The following is a 23,246-nucleotide window of genomic DNA, read 5'->3' as shown; positions in this document are numbered from 1 at the left end:
TCTCACCAATGTATCCCGCGAGTCGCCCGCACAAACGTCTCGCTGCGCTTGTCGAAAGGCTGTGCGTCACTGGGCGTTTCGCCGCCCTTGGCCGCGTCGGAATCCGCGAACATGGCGAACGCGCGGTTGCGCACCCGGTCCATCACCGCCGGGTTCACGGCGTCGGCGACGGCGGCGAACTGCCCGAACGGCGAGCTCGCGCGTCGCGGCCGGTGCACGATCGCGTCGGTGATCACGCCGGCCGCCTGGTCGGGCGTCAGCGCCGGGAACTTGTCGTACATGGTGGTCGGGCTGATCATCGGCGTGCGTACCAGCGCCATGTGCACTGTGGTGAACTTGACGTCGTCGTTGACGACCTCGGCCTGCAGCGCGTCGCACAGGCTGTCCAGCGCGGCCTTGCTCGCGATATAGGCGCCGAACCGCGGCGCGCGCGTCTGCACCCCCACCGAGGAAACGTTGATGATCTGCCCATATCCGCGTTCCCGCATCCCCGGGATGAACTTGAGGATCAGCTGGACCGCGCCGAGATAGTTCAGTTGCATCGTCCGCTGGTAGTCGTGGATGCGGTCGTAGGACAGCTTCAGCGAGCGCCGGATCGACCGCCCCGCATTGTTGACCAGAATGTCGACGCCGCCGAGGTCGTCGAGCACCTGGTCGGCCATCGCGGCGATGGCGTCCATGTCGGTGAGGTCGCACGGGTAGACGTGGGCGGTCCCCCCACTCCCCTGAATCTCCGACGCCACCTTCTCGAGGTTCTCCCGCGTGCGGGCCACCAGCGCCACCACGCCGCCGGCCTCCGCGATCTTCTTGGCAGCCGCCTCGCCGATGCCCGACGACCCCCCGGTGATCAGGACGGTCCTGCCTTCGACGGCGTCCTCGAGCGTGCGGCCCTGCACCGCATCCAGCAGATTGCGCAGGTAGAACGGCCGATACCGCCCGGCGGAGTTGGGGGTGTTGATGATGTTGGAGACCGCCGCGAACGGCTTTTCCACCAGATTCGTCAAGTCACCGAAGAGATTCATCCGCTTAAAGCTCCTGACGGGTTCAGGACGAGCACTGTGACGTGGGTCATAGCACCTAACCTAGGGCATCGGTCGGCCACCGGATGCGAATTTCCGTCAGGTAACCGGGAGTGTCGAGGCTCACGCGGCAGCGCCCCGCAAGGCCGCTGATCAGCAATCCGCTTGTTACAGAACGCAATCCGGGCGTGATCGCGCACTAACGGGCGGGCAACGCCGCGATGGTCCAATCGGCGTCATGGAAACGATCTATGACCGCATCGGCGGGCACGAGGCCATCGAAGCGGTGGTCGAAGACTTCTACATCAGGGTGCTCGCCGACACCGAACTGTCCGGCTTTTTCGCCGGCACCAACATGAACCGCCTCAGGGGCAAGCAGGCCGAGTTCTTCGCGGCCGCGCTCGGCGGGCCCGAGCCCTACACAGGCGCGCCGATGAAGCAGGTGCACCAGGGCCGCGGCATCACCATGCACCACTTCGACCTGGTCGCCGGGCACCTGACCGACGCGCTCTCCGCCGCCGGCGTGCCCCCCGAGACGGTCGCCGAGATCATCGGCGCCATCGCGCCGTTGGCCCCCGAGATCGCGTCGCAGGAAACCACCACGGTCTGAGCCGCAAAGATCGGGGCGCCATCGTGAACAATGCAACACATGGGGCGCTCATTCGACGATCTGGTGGACGAGGCCGATTCGGTATCCGTGGACGGCTGGGACTTCTCCTGGCTCGACGGGCGCGCGACGGAGGAGCGGCCGTCGTGGGGCTATCAGCGGTTGCTGCGCGGCCGCCTGGCGACGGTGTCGGCGGCGCTGGACATCCACACCGGGGGCGGCGAGGTGCTCTCCGGCGCGGGCCCGTTCCCGCCGACCATGGTCGCCATCGAGACCTGGCCGCCGAACGCGGCGCTGGCGACCCAACGGCTGCATCCGCTCGGCGTGGTGGTCGTGGCGACCCGCGACGAGCCGCCGTTGCCGTTCGCCGACGAGGCGTTCGACCTAATCACCACCCGCCATCCGATCTCGGTGTGGTGGACCGAGATCCTGCGGGTGCTGCGGCCGGGCGGCACCTACTTCGCCCAGCACATCGGGCCCGCCACCATGGGCGAGCTGGTCGAGTACTTCATCGGGCCGCAGCCGGAGAAGTGGGCCGAGTTCCACCCCGACGCCGTGCGCGCGCAGGTGGAAAACGCCGGCCTGCAGGTCGTGGATCTGCGCATGGAACGGCTGCGCGCCGAGTTCTTCGACATCGGCGCCGTCGTCTACTTCCTGCGCAAGGTGGTCTGGACGGTGCCGGACTTCACCGTCGACCGCTACCGCGACCGGCTGCGTGAACTGCACGAGCGCATCGAGGCCGACGGCCCCTACGTCGCCCACGCCACCCGGGTGCTCGTGGAGGCCCGCAAGCCCCAATGACGCAAGCGATCAGCCGTCGTCGCGCAGCACGTCGAGCGCGTGCTGCAGATCGGGCGGATACGGGCTGACGATCTCCATCCGCCTGCCGTCGGCCGGGTGGGCGAAGGACAACGACCGCGCGTGCAGCCATTGACGTTGCAGCCCAAGCCTTTTCGCCAGCTTCGGGTCGGCGCCGTAGACGAGGTCGCCGCAGCACGGGTGATGCAGCGCCGCGAAGTGCACCCGGATCTGGTGGGTGCGGCCGGTTTCCAGGTGCACGTCGAGCAGGCTGGCCGCGACGAACGCCTCGACGGTGTCGTAGTGGGTGAGGCTGTGGCGGCCGTCCTTGGTGACGGCGAACTTCCACTCGCCACCGCGGTGCCGACCGATCGGCGCGTCGATCGTCCCGCTGGACGGATCCGGATGGCCCTGCACCAGCGCGTGGTAGCGCTTGTCGACGGTGCGCTGCTTGAACGCCCGCTTGAGCAGCGTGTAGGCGCGCTCGGACAGCGCCACCACCATCACCCCGGAGGTGCCGACGTCGAGGCGGTGCACGATGCCCTGGCGCTCGGGCACGCCGGAGGTGGTGATCCGGTAGCCGGCGGCGGCCAGCCCGCCGAGCACCGTGGGTCCGCTCCAGCCGACCGACGCGTGCGCGGCCACCGCGGCGGGCTTGTCGACCGCGACGATGTCGTCGTCGGAGTACAGGATCGTCATGCCCTCGATGTCGACGGGGGTGTTCTCCAGCGGCGCAGGGGCCTCCGGCAGGCGCACCTGCAGCCAGGCGCCGGGCGTCAACCGGTCGGATTTCCCGGCCTGCACCCCGTCGAGTTCCACGCCCCCGTCCTCGGCCAGCGCGGCCGCCGCCGTGCGCGACAGGCCGAGCAGGCGCGCCAGCCCGGCGTCGACGCGCATGCCCGCCAGCCCCTCCGGGACCGGCATCGAACGGTCGGTCATTGGTGCTGGTCGGCCTTTCGCCGGCCGCGGGAGTCGGGCTCGGGGGCCTTGCGCCGGCCGGCGATGTCGAAGTCGTAGCCGAAGATCGACAGCACCACCAATAGGATCGCCCCGCCCACCACGGACGGGTCGGCGACGTTGAACACCGGCCACCAGCCCACCGACAGGAAGTCCACGACGTGGCCGCGCAGCGGCCCGGGCGCGCGGAAGAAGCGGTCGACCAGGTTGCCCATCGCGCCGCCCAGGATCATCCCGAGCCCGACCGCCCACCACGGCGACACCAGCCGCCGGCCCATCCAGAAGATGCCGACCACCACGCCCGTCGCGATCAGCGTCAGCACCCAGGTGTATCCGGTGGCCATCGAGAACGCCGCGCCCGAGTTGCGCACCAGGGTCCAGGTCACGGTGTCGCCGATGATCGACACCGGCTGCCCGGGCGGCAGCAGCTTGACGGCGAGCACCTTGGTCACGATGTCCAGGGTCAACACCACCGCCGCGACCGACAGCAGCAGGCGCAGCCGCCGCGGGGGCCTGGGCTCGGCCTCCGGGGTCGGTCCTGTTGGTTTCTCGGGCACGTCCCCATCATTCCTTAAGCCGGACGCGCGATGATGCCACCATGCCCCGCCTCACCGTCATCGCCACCGGAGGGACCATCTCGACCGGCAAGGGCGCCGACGGCGTGCGCCGGCCCGCCTACAGCGGCGCCGACCTCACGGCGGGCCTCGACGTCGACGTCGTCGACCTGCTCGCGCTCGACAGCTCGGAGCTGACCCTGGCCGATTGGGACCGGATCCGCGCCGCGGTGTGCGCGGCGATCGGGGCCGGCGCCGACGGCGTGGTCGTCACCCACGGCACCGACACCATGGAAGAAACCGCCCTGTGGCTGGACCTCACCCACGCGGGAAACGTCCCGGTCGTGCTCACCGGGGCCATGCGCAGCGCCGACGCCGCCGACGCCGACGGCCCGGCCAACCTGCGCGACGCGCTGGCCGTCGCGGCCAGCCCGGCCGCCCGGGGCCTGGGGGTGCTGGTGTGTTTCGCCGGCCGGGTGTTGCAGCCGCTGGGCCTGCACAAGGTGGCCACCGACGACCTGAGCGGTTTCGCCGGCGAGCTGGTCGGCACCGTGAAGGGCGATGTGACGCTGCGGGGCCCCAAGACCCGGCCCTACCTCGGCGATCTGGACGCCGCCGGCGCGCCGCGGGTCGACGTCGTCGCGGCCTACCTCGGCAGCGACGCGGTGGCCCTGGACGCCTGCGTGGCCGCCGGCGCCCGGGGCGTCGTGCTGGAGGCGCTCGGATCCGGCAACGCCGGGCCGGCCGTCGTCGACGGGGTGCGCCGCCACTGCGGCGACGGGGTGGTCGTCGCGGTGTCCACCCGGGTCCCCGGCGGGCGGGTCGGCGCGGGTTACGGCCCCGGCCACGACATGGCCGCGGCCGGCGCGGTGCTGGTGCCGCGGCTGCGGCCGCCGCAGGCCCGGGTGCTGGTGATGGCGGCGCTGGCCGCGGGGCTACCCGTCGCCGACGTCCTCGGCCGCTGGGGCTAGCAGCGCGTCGGCCTGCAGCGCACCGACATACTCCGGCCAGTCCAGGGAGTCGACCGGGTTGGCGCCCGCGAGGTCGCCGGTATCGGCGGGAAACGTGCGCGCCTGGCCCGGCCCCGAACTCCGGGTCTCGAACCGCACGGTCACCACGCCGTGGCCCGCGCCCTGCACCCAGCCGTGCCCGAACTCGCGGTGCGCGACGTCGTCGCCGATCCGCCACCGCGAGCTTTCCGGGGCCGGCGCGAACATCGCGTCGGCCGCCGTTTCGACATGGTGTTCCTCCGGGTTCTCCCCCGACATCTCCAGGTCCGGGAACAACGACTCCTGCCGGACGTCGCTCAGCCCCGAAAAACCCACGCCCAGAAGGCGAATCGGCCCGACCTCGCGGGGGTCGAGCAGCAGCCGGCGGGCCACCGCGACCAGCGCGCCGGCCTCCGTCGTCGCGTAGGGCAGCGTGGCCGAGCGGGTCAGCGTGCTCATGTCGGACTTCTTCAGCTTCACCGTGACGGTGCGGGCGCCCCGGCCGTCGCGCAGCAGCCGTTGGTGGGCGTGCTCGGCGATCGGGTCGATCGCGTCGCGCAGCTGCTCCAGGCTGGTCAGATCGGCGGCGAAGGTGGACTCGGAGCTGATCTGCTTGGCCTCGGCGCGCTCGGCGACGGGCCGGTCGTCGATGCCGCGGGCCAGGCGATGCAGCGCCGGGCCGACCGTCGCGCCCAGGATGTTGGCCACCTCGACGTCGGTCAGCGCGGCCAGCTGCCCGATCGTCTCGATGCCGAGCCGGTTCAGCTTCTCCTCGGCGACCGGGCCGATGCCCCACAGCCGCCGCACCGGCAGCCCGTCCAGCAGCCGCTGTTCCTCGGCGCGCCGAACCACCCGTACACCATCGGGTTTGGCCAGCCCCGACGCGATCTTGGCGATCTGCTTGCCCGAGCCCGCGCCGACCGACGCCACCAGGCCGGTCTCGTCGCGCACCCGTCGCCGCAGGGCCTCGCAGAACGCCTCGACGTCCTCGGCCGACGCCCCGGCGAGTTGCGGCGGCTCACCGAAACCCTCGTCGTAGGACAGCTGCTCGACGACCGGCACGACGCTGCGCACGGTGTCGAACACCCGGCGGCTGGCCACCCCGTACACCACGCCGCGCGGCGGCAGCACCACCGCGGTCACGCCCACCAGCCGGCGCGCCTGGTGCATCGGCATCGCCGACCGCGCGCCGAACACCCGGGACTCGTAGCTGGCGCCGGCCACCACGCCCCGTCCGCCCAGGCCGCCGACCAGCACCGGCCGCCCCCGCAGGGTGGGCCGGGTGAGCTGTTCGACCGAGGCGAAGAACGCATCCATGTCCAGGTGCAGCACCCACCGGAACTCCACAACGCCAAATGGTATTGGGCTAGCGTCTTGGCGTATGGCGATGAACCTCTGCCACCGGCTGTGCTGCAACTCCAACCGCTGGGCCAAAGAGGTGGAAACCCACGTGTTGCCGACGGTCCTGGCCGGCGTGGAGCTGGGCGACAACACGCTGGAGATCGGGCCCGGGTACGGCTCCTTTCTGCGGGTGCTGGTCGACAAGACGACCAGGCTCACCGCAGTGGAGATCGATGCCCCGATGGCGCAGCGACTGCAGGAGCTCTACGGCGATCGCGCGCGCATCATCAACGGCGACGGCGCCGATACGGGGTTGCCGGACAACGAGTTCAGCTCGGTGGTGTCCTTCACGATGCTGCACCACGTGCCGACCGCCGAGCTGCAGGACCGGTTGTTCGCCGAGGCGTTCCGGGTGCTGCGTCCCGGCGGGGTGTTCGCCGGCAGCGACAGCGTGCCGTCGACGCTGTTCCGGATTCTGCATTTCCGCGACACCTGCAACCCGATCCCGCCCGGGACACTGCCGGACCGGTTGCGCGCGGCGGGTTTTCGCGATGTGGAGGTCGAGGTGGGCACGGGCACGCAGCGCTGGCGGGCGGTCAAGGCGGCGTGATGGGTGCCGACGCGTCGTCGCAATGGGAGCGCCTGCGCCACCAATGGAGCGAGCGGCTGGAACCCGGCGAGCAGGCCACCGTCCTGGCCTGGGCGTCGTTCACGCTGACGTTCGCCGGGCTGCGCGGGCTCACGCACTGGATCCGCGCCGGCCACGGGCCCTCGGGCGGCGGTATGTCGCTGGGGGGCAAGCACTTTCACCACTACAACCTCGGGATCGGGCTGTTGGCGACGGTGGCCGCGGTCGGTCTGCGCGGCACGGAACAGCAGCGACGGCACCCCGCGGCCGCGGTCGCGTTCGGTGCGGCCAACGCGATGATCGTCGACGAGTTGGCGCTGCTGCTGGACCTCGAGGACGTCTACTGGGCGCGCGAGGGCCGCGAGAGCGTCGACGTCGCCGTCGGCGTCATCGCGACCGGCGCGACCGTGGTGGCCGGCATGCCGTTCTGGCCGCACGCCCGTCGCGCGCTGCGGGCCCGCCGCGGCTAGTCCTTGAGCGCAAAGGGCGAGGCCGGATCATGTCCGGCCGCGCCCGGCGCCCCGCTCAGTGATGCTGCTGAACCGGCTGCTGCTGAACCGGTTCCGGGTGGATCGGCTGCTGACAGGGGATGCAGCCGGCGGGCCCGTGCACGATCGGCGGGTGGCCGCCGCCCTGCGGCGGCTGCGGCTGCGGCTGCGGCGGCTGCGGCGGCACCGGTATCGGGATGGGCACCGGGATCACCGGCGGGATGTTGACGGTGACCGACGGCGGGGGCGGCGGGGCGCCCGGGTCGACCGGGGCCGTTACCGGCGCCGGAACGGTCACCACCGGCGCTTCCGCCCCGCCGCCGGCCGCGGGTTGCCCGGCGTCGGGAGGCGTCGCCGCCGATGGCGGTGCCGGGGCCACCGGCGGCGGCGCGACCGGGCTGGGGGCCTGGGGCGTCACCGCGCCGACGCTGGAGTTCGGGACCACGACGGCCGGCTTCTGCTCCTTCGAACCCGACCCGTCGAGCAGCATCAGGCCAAGCCCGGAGGCCATCCCGACGGCGGCGACCACGGCCGCGGCCACCAGGGCGTTGCTGCCCCTCGACCGCGGCTTCGCGGTCACGGTCGTGGCGGGGAAGTCCTCGAATTTCGCGGGCTGCCACAGCGATCCGTCTTCGATCGCGGGGTCGCCCAGCGGGCTCGACGCCCAGGCCTCGGCGACGGTCAGGTCGTCCTGCGGGATGGCGGCGAATGTCGTCGACTGGAAGTCTTCGATGGTGCTCATGGTGTTCCTTAACTGTGGTCGCGGCCCCCGTTGGGCCGTCGTCACAGGTAGGAGCAGCCACCCCCGACGGGTCGGACACTTTTTCTGAAAAATCCGCCGCGAAAGTGCACCTACCGTGACCGGCTCTCGCGAAACGCCTCGCTAACCGCACCCTCGCGGCCCAACAGAGGCCACCCCTTCCGCGAACGTGCACCTACCGTGACCCGCTCTCGCGAAACGCCTCGCTAACCGCACCCTCGCGGCCCAACAAAGGCCACCCCTTCCGCGAAAGTGCACCTACCGTGGCCGACTCTCGCGAAATGGGTCGCTAACCGCACCCTCGCGGCCCAACAAAGGCCGCCCCATCCGCGAGAGTGCAACTACCGACACCGGCTCTCGCGAAACACCTCGCTAACCGCACCCTCGCGGTCCAACAAAGGCCGCCCCATCCGCGAGAGTGCAACTACCGACACCGGCTCTCGCGAAACACCTCGCTAACCGCACCCTCGCGGATCGGCAGAAGGCGGTCAGCAGAGCCCGGGGTGGCCCGCCGCCCGCAGCGCGTCGCGGGCTCGGGCCACGATGACATGCGGGCGATAGCGCAACAGGTCGGAACTCACGCGGACCAGCCGCCAGCCCCGGCGCTCGAGTTTGGCGGTGCGTTCGATGTCGTCGGCGCGGATGCGCGGGTCGGTCCAGTGTTGGGGCCCGTCGTATTCGACGCCGACGAGCCACTCCTCCCAGCCCATATCGATGCGGGCGAACGGCCAGCCCCACTCGTCCCCCACGACGATCTGGGTTTGCGGCCTGGGCAATCCGCCTCCGATCAGGACCAGCCTGGTGCGCGTCTCCTGCGGCGATTCGGCGCCGGCGTCGACCAGCGGCAGGACCCGCCGCAATTGCTTCAGCCCGCGCACGCCGCGGTGCGCGTCGATCAGCGGCGCAACGTCGTCGGCCACCAACCCAGTAGCCCGGGCGAGGGCATCAATCCGAATGACGGCGGTCTGAAACCCCGGGCGCCGACCGAGGTCGAACGCGGTGCGCGCGGGCGAGGTCACCGGAACGCGATCGGCCAGCGTCGTCTCACCGGCCAGCAGCCTCTCGTTGCGGGCAACGATCAGCGACGGCGGACGCTTGCGAGCGGTGATCAGCTCCGCCGGCGCGTGGGGATCGACCCACTTCGCCCCCAGCAGCGCGGCCGCCGAGTTCCCCGCGACGACGGCCTTCTTACCCGACCACAGCCACGCGGCCACCGCCCGCTCCTTCGCGGTCAGCGCGCTGCCGCGCCGTCGGTAGACATTGCGGTAGATCCGCGTACACGACCGTCGCAGTTCGTGCTCGGTGACGATCCCGGAACGCACGGCTTCGGTGCCGACGAAAGGCGTTGTCGTCATAACCCCCTCCGCGAGAGTGGGTCAGACTTTAGCGATCCGCACCCTTACGCCGTCACCGATCTTCACAGCGTCGGCGGGCTCGCCGAACTCGAAGCTGGTCGCCAGGATCTCCCGCGCGATGAGGTCGGCATGGACGCGCGCCCAGTCGGCGCGCTCGGCGGGCACCGACATCACCACGCCGATGCGATCCGAGACGTCCAGCCCGGTCGACTTGCGCAGTTCCTGCAGCTCGCGGATCCGGTCCTTGGCCCAGCCCTCGGCCTCCAGCTCCGGCGTCACCGTGCCGTCCAGCACGACCAGGCCGGACCCGTCGGGCAGGGCCGCGCTGTAATCCGGATCCGCCGCCACCAGGCGTGAGCTGTACTCCTCGGGCCGCAACACCGCGGGGCCGGCGCTCAGGGTGCCGTCGGGGTTGACGACGCCCTCGCCAGCCTTGACCGCCTTGATGGCGGCCTGCACATCCTTGCCCAGCCGCGGCCCGGCCACCCGCGCGTTGACGGTGAGCTCGAACCGGCCGTAGGCGTCGATCGCGTCGGTCAGCGCGACTCCCTTGACGTTGAGCTCGTCGGCGATCAGGTCGGCGAACGGCTCCAGCCGTCGCGGATCCTCCACGGCCACGGTCAGTTTCGGCAGCGGTAGGCGCACCCGCAGCTTCTTGGCCTTGCGCAGCGACGACGCCGCCGAACACACCTCGCGGACCTGATCCATCGCGGCGACCAGATCGGGATCGGCGGGTACCACGCCGTCGTCCGGCCAGTCGGTCAGGTGCACCGAGCGCTCGGACGTCAGGCCCCGCCAGATGATCTCGGTCACCGACGGCAACAGCGGAGCGGCCAGCCGCGCGGTCACCTCCAGCACGGTGTGCAGGGTATCGATGGCGTCGGCGTCTTCCTCCCAGAACCGCGAACGCGACCGCCGCACATACCAATTCGTCAGCGCCTCGGTGAACTGCCGCAGCTGCTCGCACGCGCCGGAGATGTCGCAGGTCTCCATCGACGCGGTCAGGTCGTCGCGCAGCTGCGCCAGCTTGGCGAGGATGTAGCGGTCCAGCACGTTGGCCGAATCAACCCGCCAGGTCCCGACTTTCGGCGCGTACAGCGCCAGGAAGCTGTAGGCGTTCCACAGCGGCAGCAGCACCTGCCGCACGCCCTCGCGGATGCCCTGCTCGGTGACGATCAGGTTGCCGCCGCGCAGGATCGGCGACGCCATCAAAAACCACCGCATCGCGTCGGAACCGTCCCGGTCGAACACCTCGGAAACGTCGGGGTAGTTGCGCAGCGACTTGCTCATCTTCTGGCCGTCGGAGCCCAGCACGATCCCGTGCGCCACACAGGTTTTGAACGCCGGACGGTCGAACAGCGCCGTCGCCAGCACGTGCAGCGTGTAGAACCAGCCGCGGGTCTGGCCGATGTACTCCACGATGAAATCGCCCGGATAATGACTGTCGAACCAGTCGCGGTTCGAGAACGGGTAGTGCACCTGCGCATACGGCATCGAGCCCGAGTCGAACCACACGTCGAGCACGTCGGGGATGCGCCGCATCGTGCTGCGCCCGGTGGGGTCGTCGGGGTTGGGGCGGGTGAGCTCGTCGATGTAGGGCCGGTGCAGGTTGGTGGGTCGCACCCCGAAGTCGCGCTCCAGCTCGTCGAGGCTTCCGTAGACGTCGATGCGCGGATGGGCCGGGTCGTCGGACTTCCACACCGGAATCGGTGTGCCCCAGTAGCGGTTTCGCGAGATCGACCAGTCGCGGGCGCCGGCCAGCCATTTGCCGAACTGGCCGTCCTTGACGTGCTCGGGATACCAGGTGATCTGCTGGTTGAGTTCGACCATGCGGTCGCGGAACTCGGTCACCGCGACGAACCACGACGACACCGCCCGGTAGATCAGCGGATTGCGGCACCGCCAGCAGTGCGGGTAGGGGTGCTCGTAGGTTTCGTGGCGGACCAGCACCGCGCCGTTGGCCGCCGCCGGGCCGCTGCCGTTCTTCAGGTCGCGAATGATGTGCGGGTTGGCGTCAAAGACGTGCTGCCCCTGGTAATCCGGGACCGTCGCATCGAATCGGCCGTTGGAGTCGACCGGCGTCACCGGCGCGATGCCGGCCGCCTCCCCGACCGCCATGTCGTCCTCGCCGTAGGCCGGCGCCATGTGCACGATGCCGGTGCCGTCCTCGGTGGTCACGAAGTCGCCGGGCAGCACCCGAAAAGCGTTGGGCGCGTCCAGGAAATACGCGAACGGCGGCAAATACTGCATCCCCAGCAGCGAAGAACCGCTGTAAGTGCCCAACACCTCGGGCTCTTCACCGAGCTCGCGCGCGTAGGCGGCCAGCCGCGCCTCGGCCAGCACGAAGCGCCGCTCCCCCACCCGCACCTGCGCGTACGTCACGTCCGGGTTGACGGCGACGGCGAGGTTCGACGGCAGCGTCCACGGCGTCGTCGTCCAGATCAGCAGATAAGCCCCGTCGAGCGGGCCGCCGACCACCTTGAAACCGACGGTCAGCGCCGGATCCTGGCGGCTCTGGTAGACGTCGTCGTCCATCCGCAATTCGTGATTGGACAACGGGGTCTCGTCGCGCCAGCAGTACGGCAGCACCCGGTAGCCCTCGTAGGCCAGGCCCTTGTCCCACAGCTGTTTGAACGCCCAGATCACCGACTCCATGTAGGACGGGTCCAGCGTCTTGTAGTCGTTGTCGAAGTCGACCCAGCGCGCCTGGCGCGTCACGTAGGCGCGCCACTCGTCGGTGTAGCGCAACACCGATTCGCGGCACGCGTCGTTGAAGGCGGCGATGCCCATGGCGTCGATCTGGGACTTGTCGGTGATCCCGAGCTGGCGCTCGACCTCCAGCTCGGCGGGCAGCCCGTGGGTGTCCCAGCCGAAGCGGCGCTCCACCCTGTAGCCGCGCATGGTGCGGTAGCGCGGCACGATGTCCTTGACGTAGCCGGTGAGCAGGTGCCCGTAGTGGGGCAGCCCGTTGGCGAACGGCGGCCCGTCGTAGAACACGTACTCCGGGGCGCCGTCGCGGCGCGCGATGCTGGCCCGGAAGGTGTCGTCGCGGTCCCAGTAGTCGAGAACCTCGAGCTCGAGCGCCGGGAAGTCGGGCGCCCCACCGGCCGGCTTGGGGTAAGTCACAGCGTCGTCTCCCTGTGCCACTTAGCTGGCCGGGGACGACGACGCGCCAGGTGCGCGAGCGCCGCGGTACCACCCCGCTTGCCGCGCTGGCGCGCGGCCGCTCATCGACGGCTGTGACGGGCCTACCCGTTCGGTTCTACTGAGCCGGTGCGGCTGTTCTTCCGAAGGCTCCCCGGTGATGGCCGGATCGACGCCAATGCATCAATACTACGAAATCGTGCACCCCGAGGGGTTACCTGGCCTCAGGGAAAACCTGGGGCCGGGAAGCCCCTCAGGTCTGGACTTCGAGCAGGCCGACGCGCCACAGCGCCGCGTACACGTGGCGCACACCGATGCCCAGCAGGTGCGCGGCGCCGTCCACCAGCGGGTCGCGGATGATGATGGTCCGGCTTTCGACCCGGGGCGCCGCCTGCTCGGGCGCCGCGGTGTCGTCGCGCACCACCGACAGCTTGGGGGCGGGCACCACTTCGTCGTAGTCAACTACGGGGTCGTGCGGGAATGCGGTCATGATCGTCTCCTAGAGCGGAATCGCAAAACGAGCGTTGAATGGACTGACGTTGCCCGTCCCGTTGCGGTTCCGATCCCAAAACGCTTGGCCGCGAAGCTGAAAGCTAGCCGCGGTCGTCGCGCCGGAGACCGGATCGGGACGAGACAAAGCCCGGACTTCGACCCGGACTGTCGCTGGAACTCATGCGTCCCTCACCTCCTCGACGTCGCGACGGCGCGCGGCTGCCCGCGCGATCTACACGCATCACAAAGGAGTACAGAAACCGGCGACCGCCGGTAAACCGCACCCCTCTCGTCAGAGCTTCGGCACTACACGACGTGTCCTGCCCGGAAAAACAAACCGAGCCGGAAGCCACCTGGGCTCAACCCTTAAGCCGGGAGGAGCTGTCCTGACCCGGGGCGTCTTTGGACGTTCGGGGTCAGTGGCCTGTATTCGTGTAGACGCCTCACCTAACGAGGTGCTACCCGACCGATGATGCACGACGGGCATGGCGCGGTCAAATCCCCCCGGGCGCCGTGTCCGAATCTTTACGCAAGCCTTGCGTCACCCTCGCGGGCGCAGCCCGTCGAGCACCAGCGCGACGACGAAATCGGCCACCTGAGCTGCGGTGACGTCGTCGTCGGTGGTCAGCCGCCGGTGCGCCAGCTGCCCGACCAGCGCCGCCAGCGTGTACGCCACCATGCGCGGCGGCGCGGCCACCACCTCGCCGCGCTCCTGGGCGGCGACGATGAAGGCTTCGATGTCGTCGATGAACCGCTCGTAGATCCCGCCGAGGTGCTTTTCGAACCGCTCGCCCAGTGCGTAGGGGTCGCGCAGCAGCAGCTTGACGGTGGCCTTGTCGGATTCGAAGAACTCCAGCGTCGCCCGCACGGCCACCCGAAGCGGTTTTTCGTCGCCGAAGTTCTCCGCCGGCACGCCGAGGGCGGCCAGCGCCGACGCGACATGGCTGCGCAGCGCGCCCTCCTCGGCGGCCATCAACGCGTGAAACAGCTCGTCCTTGGAGTCGAAGTACCAGTAGACGGAGCCGTAGGCGAGCCCGGCCCGCTTGGCGATGTCGGCGATCGTCGTCGCATGAAAACCCTTGCGCGCGAACACTTCTTTGGCCGCGGCCATGATCTGCTCGCGCCGCTGCGACTTCTCCTCGTCGCTGACCGCGCGACGCCGCCGGGTCGCGCTGGTCACGTATCGACCAGGCCGTCGAGCCGCCCGATGGTGTCGATGAACTCCTCCACCATGTCCAGCACCACCGAGCGCGTCGGGCGGACCCGGTCGAGCGAGCCGACGACCTGGCCGACGAAGTAGGTCGCCAGGTCCCGGGCCCGGGAGTCCGGGTGCGTCGCGGCCTGGTTGATGCGCACCTGGGAGTCGGTGACGAGCGCGGTCTGCAGCGGCATCCCGAGGGGGTCGGGGGTGTCCGCGCGCGCCCATTCGTCGGTCCAGGCGGTGCGCAGCATCCGCGCCGGCTTGCCGGTCATCGACCGCGACCGCACCGTGTCCGACGAGCTGGCCGTCAGGAACTTCTCCTTGACCGCCGGCGTCGTCTCTGCCTCTTCGGTGGTCAGCCACACCGACCCGCACCACACGCCCTCGGCCCCCAGCGCCAGCGCGGCGGCGACCTGGCGGCCGCGCGCGATGCCGCCGGCCGCCAGCACCGGTACCGGGGCCACGGCGTCCACTACTTCGGGGACCAGGACCATGGTCGCGACCTCGCCGGTGTGCCCGCCGGCCTCGGTGCCCTGCGCGACGATCAGGTCGACGCCGGCGGCGGCGTGCCGCTGCCCGTGCCGGGTGGTGCCGGCCAGCGCGGCCACCAGGACGTCGTGGCCGTGGGCCCGCTCGACGAGGTCGGCGGGTGGCGGCCCCAGCGCGCTGGCGATCAGCCGGATGTCGTGGGCGAACGCGACCTCGAGCAGCGGCTCGTAGCCCTTGGGCGAGATGTTGAGGGAGCCGGGCACCCGGTGGTCGTCGGTGCGCGCCGGGATGCCGTAGCGAGCCAGGATGTCGTCGACGAACGCCCGGTGCTCCTCCGGCAGCAGCTCGGAGACCTGCGCGGCGTCGATCCCGCCTTTATCGGCGCCGACGTACTTGGGCGGCAACAGCAGGTCGACCCCATAGGGCTTGCCGCCCGTCTGCTCCTCGATCCAGGTCAGCTCGCTGTCCAGCCGCTGGGGGCTGTGCGCGACGGCGCCCAGGACGCCGAACCCGCCGGCGTTGGTCACCGCGGCCACCACGTCGCGGCAATGGCTGAAGGCGCAGATAGGAAACTCAACGCCGAGCAGTTCGGCGGCTCTGGTTCGCATTTTCCGACGCTAAGAGTTACTGACTGATAAGTCAATCGAGAGCGGGCCGGGGCGATTCGCCGTCCGGCGGCCAGCTCGAGACACCCTGTTCCAGCGGCACCTCGAGGCTGTGCAGGATCGACGCGATCATCCGCCACGCCCCGATGGCCGTCACCAGCTCGACCAGGACCGTGGGGTCGTCGCCCAGCTCGCGCGCGCAGGCCGCCCAGCTCTCGGCCCTGACGGCGCCGTCGCGCACCACGTCGTCGGTCGCCGCCAGCACCGCGCGCTCTTTGGGCCCGAAGCCCTCATAACCCCGCCAATCGCGCACCCCGAGCATGTCGTCGGCGCTCACGCCCAGCCGCGATGCCACCCGCCAGTGCTGCGTCCACTCGTAGTCGCACGCGGTGAGCCAGCCGATCCGCATGATCACCAGCTCGCGCAACCGGGCGTCGAGGGCGCCGTGCCACAGCATGGTGGCGAGCAGATCGTTGATAGCGCGCGCCAGCGCCGGATGGTTCAGCAACACCTGGAAGATGCTGAGCTCGGCCATGTAGTCCGGCACCGCGGCTTCGTCGGCGGCGGCCTTGGCCTCGTCGAGCGGCAGTCTGGGCACCCGGGCTGTCATCACGGTCATCGTAGCCAGGTATCGGGCGAAAAGCCCGGAGCGCCAAGGGCAAACGCGAATCGCGCCGTCGGCCGCCATGCGCCCGGCGAAAACGGCCGATCTCGGTCCTGGACGCGAATACCTTTGGCGCGCTAACAAATACGCCGATGTGGCCCGGCCCGGCGGCCTGGGAGACGCCCGAGACCCCCATGAATTCAATCCCCGGGTCCGGCCGTGACCCGGGTCACACCCGGCGGTCCGCCCGCGCCTGTGGTGGCCCGCCGACGAACATAACGAACGAATCTCACCGACATTTAATCTCGGCTTAAGCTTGCAATCTTAAAGATTTCAGCGATTTCCCTGCGCGGTTTCGCAATAGCCCCTACCATGGCCGCATCACGCATCCCCGATGCCCTGCATCGGCGCGTCCAATTTGGTCTCTGGCCTTGGCCGTTCTGGCTCGGGCCGGTTCGTGCTGCGCTGCACAGCCCTCGGCGCCGGCAGTGCCGCCGAGGGCCCACGCGATGGCGCGATGTTGCCGGACGGCCTTGCGGCACAGCGCCTCTGGCAGCGACTCAAGTGCGGCTCAACGCCCAAATATCGTCCGAAAAGTATGCGTCTGGCCCTTCGGCCAAGCCGATTGTCGGGCCCACCGGGGCAAGCCGTTGTTAAATTTTTGTACGATCGCACGATTTTTCCACGCGTAACGTGCGCAGCCGCTACGCTGCTGATCGCGCCACGTTCTTACGGCGGGCTTCGATTGCGGGGGTCGGTGGGTTGATTGTGCTTTGCTGCGGAGTTGCGAGCGCGCACAAAAAAATTCGGCGAGATTTCTCGAAGCTCTGATAAGAGCGAGCAGCAGTGATAGGAACTTGTGGATAGGCAAGGAGAGGTGAAGGACAGTGGGTAAGGCAGGCGTTGCTCCGGTCGCCGTCATCGGGATGGCGTGCCGACTGCCGGGGGGCATCAACTCCCCTGACCTCTTTTGGGAAGCGTTGCTGCGTGGCGACGACCTTGTCAAGGAAATTCCCGCCGAGCGCTGGGATGTCGACTACTACTACGACCCGGAACCCGGCGTGCCCGGCCGGTCGGTCTGCAAGTGGGGCTCGTTCCTGGACGACGTCGGCAACTTCGACCCCGAGTTCTTCGGCATCACCGAAAAGGAAGCCATCGCGATCGACCCTCAGCACCGGTTGCTGATGGAAACCGCGTGGGAGGCCATGGAACACGCGGGCCTCACCAAAGACACGATCGCCGACGAAACGGGCGTTTTCGTTGGATTGAACTACGGCGACTACCAATTCGTGCACGCCGCCACCGACGCGTTCGACGGCCCCTACGGGAACCCCGGCACCATCTCCTGCATGGCCTCCGGGCGGATCGCGTACGCGCTCGGCCTGCACGGTCCCGCGGTCACGATCGACACCGCCTGCTCGTCCGGCCTGTTCGCGATCCACCAGGCCTGCCGCAGCCTGAACGACGGCGAGAGCAACCTCGCCTTCGCCGGCGGCGTCAACGTGATGATGGAGCCGCGCCGGTCGGCGTCGGCGTCGGCGGGCGGCATGCTCTCGGGCACGGGACACTGCCACGCCTTCGACATCAAGGCCGACGGCTTCGTCTCCGGCGAGGGCTGCGTGGTGCTGCTGCTCAAGCGCCTGACCGACGCGCAGCAGGACGGCGACCGGATCCTCGGTGTGATCCGCGCCACGGCCGCCAACCAGGACGGCCACACCATGAACATCGCGATGCCGTCGGGCGAGGCGCAGGCCGCCGTCTACCGCGCGGCGCTGGCGGCGGCGGGCGTGGACGCCGGCACCGTCGGCATGGTCGAGGCCCACGGCACCGGCACGCCCGTCGGTGACCCGATCGAATACGGCAGCCTCGCCGAGGTGTACGGCATCGGCAACCCGTGCGTGCTGGGCGCGTCGAAGACAAACTTCGGCCACACCCAGGCCGCCGCCGGCGCGCTGGGCCTGATGAAGGCGGTCCTGTCCGTCCAGCACGGCGTGGTCCCCAAGAACCTGCACTTCGAGAGCCTGCCCGACGACATGGCCCGGATCGACACCGGATTGTTTGTGCCGCAAGAGAATACGCCGTGGCCGCTGAGCGGTGGGCAGCCGCGGCGCGCGGCGGTGTCGGCGTACGGGATCTCGGGCACCAACGTGCACGCCATCGTCGAGCAGGCCCCCGAGCCCCTGTCCCGCAACGGCGCAGCCACCAAGGCGAGCCACGACGGCACGCTGCTGTTCCCGCTGTCGGCCACCTCGGCCGACGGGCTGCGGGAGACCGCCACCCGCCTGGCCGACTGGGTCGAGGCGCACGCCACCGAGCTGGCGGCGGCCGACCTCGCCTACACGCTGGCCCGCAAGCGCGGGCACCGCTCGGTGCGGACCACGGTACTGGCCAGCGACACCCCCGAACTGCTGACGGCGCTGCGCGACGTCGCCAACGGCGGCGCCCTGTTCCAGGAAGTGGTGGGCCAGGAGGAGCGCGGGCCGGTCTGGGTGTTCTCCGGGCAGGGCTCGCAGTGGGCGACGATGGGCTCCGACCTGCTGGCCAACGAGCCCGCGTTCACGGCCGCCATCGCCGAGATCGAGCCGCTGATCGCCCACGAGTCCGGGTTTTCGGTGACCGAGGCGCTGACCGCCCCCGAGAAGGTCACCGGCATCGACCGCATCCAGCCGACCATCTTCGCCATGCAGGTCGCACTGGCGGCCGCGATGAAGTCCTACGGGGTCCGCCCCGGCGCGGTGATCGGCCACTCGATGGGCGAGTCCGCCGCGGCCGTCGTCGCCGGTGCGCTGTCGCTCGAGGACGGCGCGCGGGTCATCTGCCGCCGTTCGCGGCTGATGACCAAGATCGCCGGTTCGGGCGCCATGGCGTCGGTGGAACTTCCTGCGCAGCAAGTGCTTTCGGAGCTGATGGCCCGCGGCGTCAACGACGCAGTGGTGGCCGTCGTGGCCTCGCCGCAGTCCACCGTGATCGGCGGCGCCACCGAGACCGTCCGCGAGCTGGTCGCGGTGTGGGAGCAGCGCGAGGTGATGGCCCGCGAGGTGGCCGTCGACGTCGCGTCGCACTCGCCGCAGGTCGACCCGATCCTCGACGAGCTGTACGACGTGCTCGCCGAGATCGAGCCACTGACCCCCGAGGTCCCCTACTACTCGGCCACCTCGTTCGACCCGCGCGAGGAGCCCTACTGCGACGCCAACTACTGGGTGGACAACCTGCGCCACACGGTGCGGTTCTCCGCGGCGGTGCAGGCGGCGCTGGAGGACGGCTACCGGGTCTTCGGTGAGCTGTCGCCGCACCCGCTGCTGACCCACGCCGTCGACCAGACGGCTCGCAGCCTGGACATGACGGTCGCCGCGCTCGCCGCGATGCGGCGCGAGCAGCCGATGCCCCACGGGCTGCGCGGGCTGGTGGGCGACCTGTACGCCACCGGCGCGACGGTCGACTTCTCCGTGCTCTACCCCGGCGGGCACCTGGTCGACGCGCCGCTGCCGGCCTGGACGCACCGGTCGCTGCTGCTCGACCGCGAGGGCCACAGCTCCCGCGCGCTGGCTTCCAGCGTGGCCGTGCACCCGCTGATGGGTCAGCACGTGCGCCTGCCCGAGGAGCCGGAGCGCCACGTGTGGCAGGCCGAGATCGGCACCGCGACGCTGCCCTGGCTGGGCGACCACCAGGTGCACGGCACGGCCACCCTGCCGGGTGCCGCCTACTGCGAGATGGCGCTGGCCGCGGCGCGCACGGTCTTCGGCGAAATGTCCGAGGTGCGTGACGTCCGCTTCGAGCAGATGCTGATGCTCGACGAGGAGACGCAGATCAGCCTCACCGCAACCGCCGAGGTTCCGGGCGCGCTGACCTTCGCGGTGGAGACCAACGAGGAGGGGGTGCAGGCACGGCGGGCGTCCGCGGTCCTGCACGAGGTCCTGGACGCACCGGCGGCCGAGCGGCCCGCGGCGGTGGACATCGAGGAGCTGCTCGCCGCGCACCCGAGCCGCCTGGAGGGCAACGACCTTCGCGACGCGATGGACCTGTGCGGCATTCAGTACGGCCCGGCCTTCACCGGCCTGTCCGCCGCGCACACCGCCGAGGGGACCGGCACCACGGTGCTGGCCGAGATCGGGCTGCCCAGCGTGATCCGCACCCAGCAGTCCAACTACGGCGTGCACCCCGCGCTGCTCGACGCCTGCTTCCAGTCGGTCGCCGCGCACCCGAGCGTCGCGAACGCCAGCCTCGGCGGCCTGCTGCTGCCGCTCGGCGTCCGCCAGCTGCAGGTCCACGGCCCCGTCAGCACCGCCCGCTACTGCTACTCGAGGGTGACCGCGGCGACGGGCGGGTCCGTCGAGGCCGACCTCGACATCGTGGACAAGCACGGGACCGTCCTGCTGGCCGTGCGCGGCCTGCAGATGGGCACCGGCGTCTCGCCGAGCGGTGAGCGCGCCCGCGTGATGGCCGAGCGGCTGCTGACCGTCGAGTGGCAGCAACGCGAGCTGCCCGAGGTGGCGGCGGCCGACACCGGGGCGTGGCTGCTGGTCAGCACCTCCGATGCGGCCGACCTGGTCGCGGCGGCGTACACCGACGCGATGAAGCTGCACGACGCGGAATGCGTCACCCTGTCCTGGCCGGCGCAGGCCGACCACCCGGCCGTCGCCGAGCGGCTGCGCGCCGAGGTCGAAAAGGGCGGGTACGCGGGCGTCGTGGTGCTCACCGAGCCGAAGAACGGCAACCCGGACGACGAAAGTGCCGTGCGCGGTGGGGATTACATCCACCACCTGGTGCGCATCGCCCGCGAGCTGCCCGAGCTGCAGGGTGAGTCGCCGCGGCTGTACGTCGTGACTCGCAACGCCCAGAAGGTGCTGTCGGAGGACGTCCCCAACCTCGACCAGGGCGGGCTGCGCGGCCTGCTGCGGGTGATCGGTTCGGAGCACCCGCACCTGCACACCACCCACATCGACGTCGACGAGCAGACCGGCGCCGAGCAGGTGGTCCGCCAGCTGGTGATGATGGGCCCGGGTGAGGACGAGACGGCCTGGCGCAACGACGAGTGGTACACCGCGCGCCTGTGCCCCACCCCGTTGCGGCCCGAGGAGCGGCTGGCCACCATCGCCGACCACGAGCGCGACGGGATGCGCATGCAGATCCGCACGCCGGGTGACCTGCAGACGATGGAGTTCGCCGCGTTCGACCGGGTTCCCCCGGGCCCCGGGCAGATCGAGGTGGCGGTCACCGCGTCGAGCATCAACTTCGCCGACGTGCTGAACGCGTTCGGGCGCTACCAGAGCCTGGACAACATCCTGCCCAAGCTGGGCACCGACTTCGCCGGCGTGGTCACCGCCGTCGGGCCCGACGTCACCGACCACAAGGTCGGCGACCGGGTCGGGGGCATGTCCCCCAACGGCTGCTGGGCCACGTTCGTCACGTGCGACGCGCGCCTGGCGACCACGCTGCCCGACGGGCTGACCGACGCGCAGGCGGCCGCGGTCACCACCGCGCACGCCACCGCCTGGTACGGCCTGAACGATCTGGCCCGCATCAGGACCGGTGACAAGGTGTTGATCCACTCCGGCACCGGTGGCGTGGGGCAGGCGGCGATCGCGATCGCCCGCGCCGCGGGAGCCGAGATCTTCGCCACCGCCGGTAGCGAGGGTCGCCGACAGGTGTTGCGCGACATGGGAATCGAGCACGTCTACGACTCCCGCACCGTCGAGTTCGCCGACCAGATCCGCCGCGACACCGACGGCTACGGCGTGGACGTCGTGCTCAACTCGGTGACCGGCGCGGCGCAGCTGGCCGGGCTCAAGCTGCTCGCACTTGGGGGCCGGTTCGTCGAGATCGGCAAGCGCGACATCTACGGGGACACCAAGCTGGGTCTCTTCCCCTTCCGCCGCAACCTGGCGTTCTGGGGCGTGGACCTGGGCCTGATGTCGGTCAGCCACCCGCAGCAGGTCAGCGAAATCCTTTCCACCGTCTACCGGTTGACCGCCGAGGGCGTGCTGCCGATGCCCGAGAGCACGCACTACCCGCTCGCGGAGGCGGCCACCGCGATTCGCGTGATGAGCGCGGCCGAGCACACCGGCAAGCTCATCCTCGACATCCCGCAGGCCGGGCGCAGCAGCGTGGTGCTGCCGCCGGAGCAGGCGCCGGTCTTCCGCAAGGACGGCTCCTACATCATCACCGGCGGTCTGGGCGGCCTGGGCCTGTTCCTGGCCGAGAAGATGGCCGCGGCCGGCGCGGGCCGGATCGTGCTCAGCTCCCGTTCGGAGCCCACCGTAAAGGCGCTCGAGACAATCGAACTCGTCCGTTCGATCGGCTCGGACGTGGTGGTCGAGTGCGGCGACATCGCCGCGGCCGACACCGCCGAGCGGTTGGTCGCCACCGCGACGGCCACCGGCCTGCCGTTGCGCGGCGTGCTGCACGCGGCCGCGGTGGTCGAGGACGCCACGTTGACCAACATCACCGACGAGCTGATCGACCGCGACTGGGCGCCCAAGGTATACGGCGCGTGGAACCTGCACCAGGCCACCGCATCCGCGGAGCTGGACTGGTTCTGCCTGTTCTCCTCGGCGGCCGCCCTGCTGGGCTCGCCGGGTCAGGGCGCCTATGCCGCGGCCAACAGCTGGCTGGACGCCTTCACCCACTGGCGTCGCGCGCAAGGCCTGCCGGCCACGGCGGTCGCATGGGGGGCCTGGGGCGAGATCGGCCGCGGCGCGGACTTCGCCGAGGGCAGCGGCGCGGCCATCGCTCCCGACGAGGGCGCCTACGCGTTCGAGGCGCTGCTGCGCCACGACCGGGCGTACACCGGCTACAGCCCGCTCATCGGGACGCCGTGGATCGCGTCCTTCGCGGAACGCAGCAAGTTCCTCGAGATGTTCAAGTCCGCGGGCGAAAAGCGTTCGGGCTCAAGCAAGTTGCGCGCCGAACTGGCCGACCTGCCGCTCGAGGAGTGGCCCACGCGGCTGCGGCGCCTGCTCTCCGAGCAGATCGGATTGATCCTGCGTCGCAACATCGACGTGGACCATCCGCTGTCCGAGTACGGGCTCGACTCGCTGGGCAATCTCGAATTGCGCACGCACATCGAGGCCCAAACGGGGGTACGCATCACCTCTGCCGATATCACCACTGTGCGGGGTTTGGCGGATCACCTGGTCCAGAAGTTGGCTCCCAAGGAGGAGAACGCCGCTGCACCAGCATGAGATAGGTCCTACGTCAAAATCGACTGCACAGCTT

General features: G+C 70.2%; 17 protein-coding genes and 1 riboswitch. Of the genes, 6 read left to right on the top strand and 11 right to left on the bottom strand.

Annotated elements, in window-relative coordinates:
• Positions 1-2 precede the first annotated feature (2 nt).
• Positions 3-1,022, bottom strand: a complete 1,020-nt coding sequence (locus tag AC5Y4Z_RS02090; RefSeq protein WP_499960586.1) for an SDR family NAD(P)-dependent oxidoreductase — start codon at positions 1,020-1,022, stop codon at positions 3-5.
• 235 nt (positions 1,023-1,257) lie between these two features.
• Here AC5Y4Z_RS02090 and AC5Y4Z_RS02085 point away from each other — a divergent pair, with 235 nt between their 5' ends.
• Positions 1,258-1,629, top strand: a complete 372-nt coding sequence (locus tag AC5Y4Z_RS02085; RefSeq protein WP_499960585.1) for a group I truncated hemoglobin — start codon at positions 1,258-1,260, stop codon at positions 1,627-1,629.
• 39 nt (positions 1,630-1,668) lie between these two features.
• Entirely contained in the window at positions 1,669-2,427 is a 759-nt protein-coding gene (locus AC5Y4Z_RS02080) for a class I SAM-dependent methyltransferase (RefSeq protein WP_499960584.1), read from the top strand.
• A gap of 9 nt (positions 2,428-2,436) precedes the next feature.
• On the opposite strand, the gene AC5Y4Z_RS02075 is transcribed toward AC5Y4Z_RS02080, so the two are convergent.
• Both AC5Y4Z_RS02075 and lspA read right to left on the bottom strand, forming a co-directional pair.
• Positions 2,437-3,363, bottom strand: coding sequence for an RluA family pseudouridine synthase (locus AC5Y4Z_RS02075; RefSeq protein ID WP_499960583.1), 927 nt, complete (start codon positions 3,361-3,363; stop codon positions 2,437-2,439).
• Positions 3,360-3,938 carry a signal peptidase II gene (lspA, locus tag AC5Y4Z_RS02070; RefSeq protein WP_499960581.1) on the bottom strand — a complete coding sequence of 193 codons (579 nt, stop codon included), beginning with the start codon at positions 3,936-3,938 and terminating at the stop codon, positions 3,360-3,362. Before lspA ends, AC5Y4Z_RS02075 begins: the two co-directional genes overlap by 4 nt.
• 41 nt (positions 3,939-3,979) lie before the next feature.
• Here lspA and AC5Y4Z_RS02065 point away from each other — a divergent pair, with 41 nt between their 5' ends.
• The gene (locus AC5Y4Z_RS02065) at positions 3,980-4,906 is read left to right on the top strand and encodes an asparaginase (RefSeq protein ID WP_499960580.1); all 927 of its coding nucleotides are present in this window, start codon (positions 3,980-3,982) and stop codon (positions 4,904-4,906) included.
• Here AC5Y4Z_RS02065 and AC5Y4Z_RS02060 read toward each other — a convergent pair.
• Positions 4,871-6,271 carry a DNA polymerase IV gene (locus tag AC5Y4Z_RS02060; protein WP_499960579.1) on the bottom strand — a complete coding sequence of 467 codons (1,401 nt, stop codon included), beginning with the start codon at positions 6,269-6,271 and terminating at the stop codon, positions 4,871-4,873. The genes AC5Y4Z_RS02065 and AC5Y4Z_RS02060 overlap by 36 nt on opposite strands.
• Before the next feature lie 34 nt (positions 6,272-6,305).
• Between AC5Y4Z_RS02060 and AC5Y4Z_RS02055 the strand changes: the two genes are divergently transcribed.
• Both AC5Y4Z_RS02055 and AC5Y4Z_RS02050 read left to right on the top strand, forming a co-directional pair.
• Positions 6,306-6,875, top strand: coding sequence for a class I SAM-dependent methyltransferase (locus AC5Y4Z_RS02055; protein ID WP_499960578.1), 570 nt, complete (start codon positions 6,306-6,308; stop codon positions 6,873-6,875).
• Positions 6,875-7,363: a hypothetical protein gene (locus AC5Y4Z_RS02050; protein WP_499960577.1), complete on the top strand. Its 489-nt coding sequence runs from the start codon at positions 6,875-6,877 to the stop codon at positions 7,361-7,363. Before AC5Y4Z_RS02055 ends, AC5Y4Z_RS02050 begins: the two co-directional genes overlap by 1 nt.
• Before the next feature lie 55 nt (positions 7,364-7,418).
• Here AC5Y4Z_RS02050 and AC5Y4Z_RS02045 read toward each other — a convergent pair whose 3' ends face one another.
• The 7 genes from AC5Y4Z_RS02045 to AC5Y4Z_RS02015 form a co-directional block, all read right to left on the bottom strand.
• Positions 7,419-8,123, bottom strand: a complete 705-nt coding sequence (locus AC5Y4Z_RS02045; protein ID WP_499960576.1) for a hypothetical protein — start codon at positions 8,121-8,123, stop codon at positions 7,419-7,421.
• 506 nt (positions 8,124-8,629) lie between these two features.
• Complete coding sequence (locus tag AC5Y4Z_RS02040) at positions 8,630-9,496, bottom strand: hypothetical protein (RefSeq protein WP_499960574.1); 867 nt, start codon at positions 9,494-9,496, stop codon at positions 8,630-8,632.
• Between the two features lie 21 nt (positions 9,497-9,517).
• A complete protein-coding gene (ileS, locus tag AC5Y4Z_RS02035) occupies positions 9,518-12,622 on the bottom strand; it encodes an isoleucine--tRNA ligase (RefSeq protein WP_499960573.1) in 3,105 nt (1,034 codons plus the stop codon).
• 271 nt (positions 12,623-12,893) lie between these two features.
• On the bottom strand, positions 12,894-13,130 hold the full coding sequence (locus tag AC5Y4Z_RS02030; protein WP_499960571.1) for an Rv1535 family protein: 237 nt from the start codon (positions 13,128-13,130) through the stop codon (positions 12,894-12,896).
• A gap of 279 nt (positions 13,131-13,409) precedes the next feature.
• A riboswitch (M-box (ykoK) riboswitch) is annotated at positions 13,410-13,594 on the bottom strand.
• A gap of 79 nt (positions 13,595-13,673) precedes the next feature.
• Positions 13,674-14,312 (bottom strand): TetR/AcrR family transcriptional regulator, encoded by a 639-nt coding sequence (locus AC5Y4Z_RS02025; protein WP_499960570.1) that lies wholly within the window; start codon positions 14,310-14,312, stop codon positions 13,674-13,676.
• Complete coding sequence (locus AC5Y4Z_RS02020; protein ID WP_499960569.1) at positions 14,309-15,430, bottom strand: NAD(P)H-dependent flavin oxidoreductase; 1,122 nt, start codon at positions 15,428-15,430, stop codon at positions 14,309-14,311. Before AC5Y4Z_RS02020 ends, AC5Y4Z_RS02025 begins: the two co-directional genes overlap by 4 nt.
• Positions 15,431-15,461: 31 nt before the next feature.
• Entirely contained in the window at positions 15,462-16,040 is a 579-nt protein-coding gene (locus AC5Y4Z_RS02015; protein WP_499960919.1) for a carboxymuconolactone decarboxylase family protein, read from the bottom strand.
• A gap of 878 nt (positions 16,041-16,918) precedes the next feature.
• Between AC5Y4Z_RS02015 and pks2 the strand changes: the two genes are divergently transcribed.
• Positions 16,919-23,212, top strand: a complete 6,294-nt coding sequence (pks2, locus tag AC5Y4Z_RS02010; RefSeq protein ID WP_499960567.1) for a sulfolipid-1 biosynthesis phthioceranic/hydroxyphthioceranic acid synthase — start codon at positions 16,919-16,921, stop codon at positions 23,210-23,212.
• Positions 23,213-23,246 lie beyond the last annotated feature (34 nt).

Source organism: Mycobacterium sp. NGS63 (genome assembly GCF_059812295.1).
Note: the sequence above shows the minus strand (reverse complement) of the source record. Positions and strands in the feature narration are given on the sequence as shown.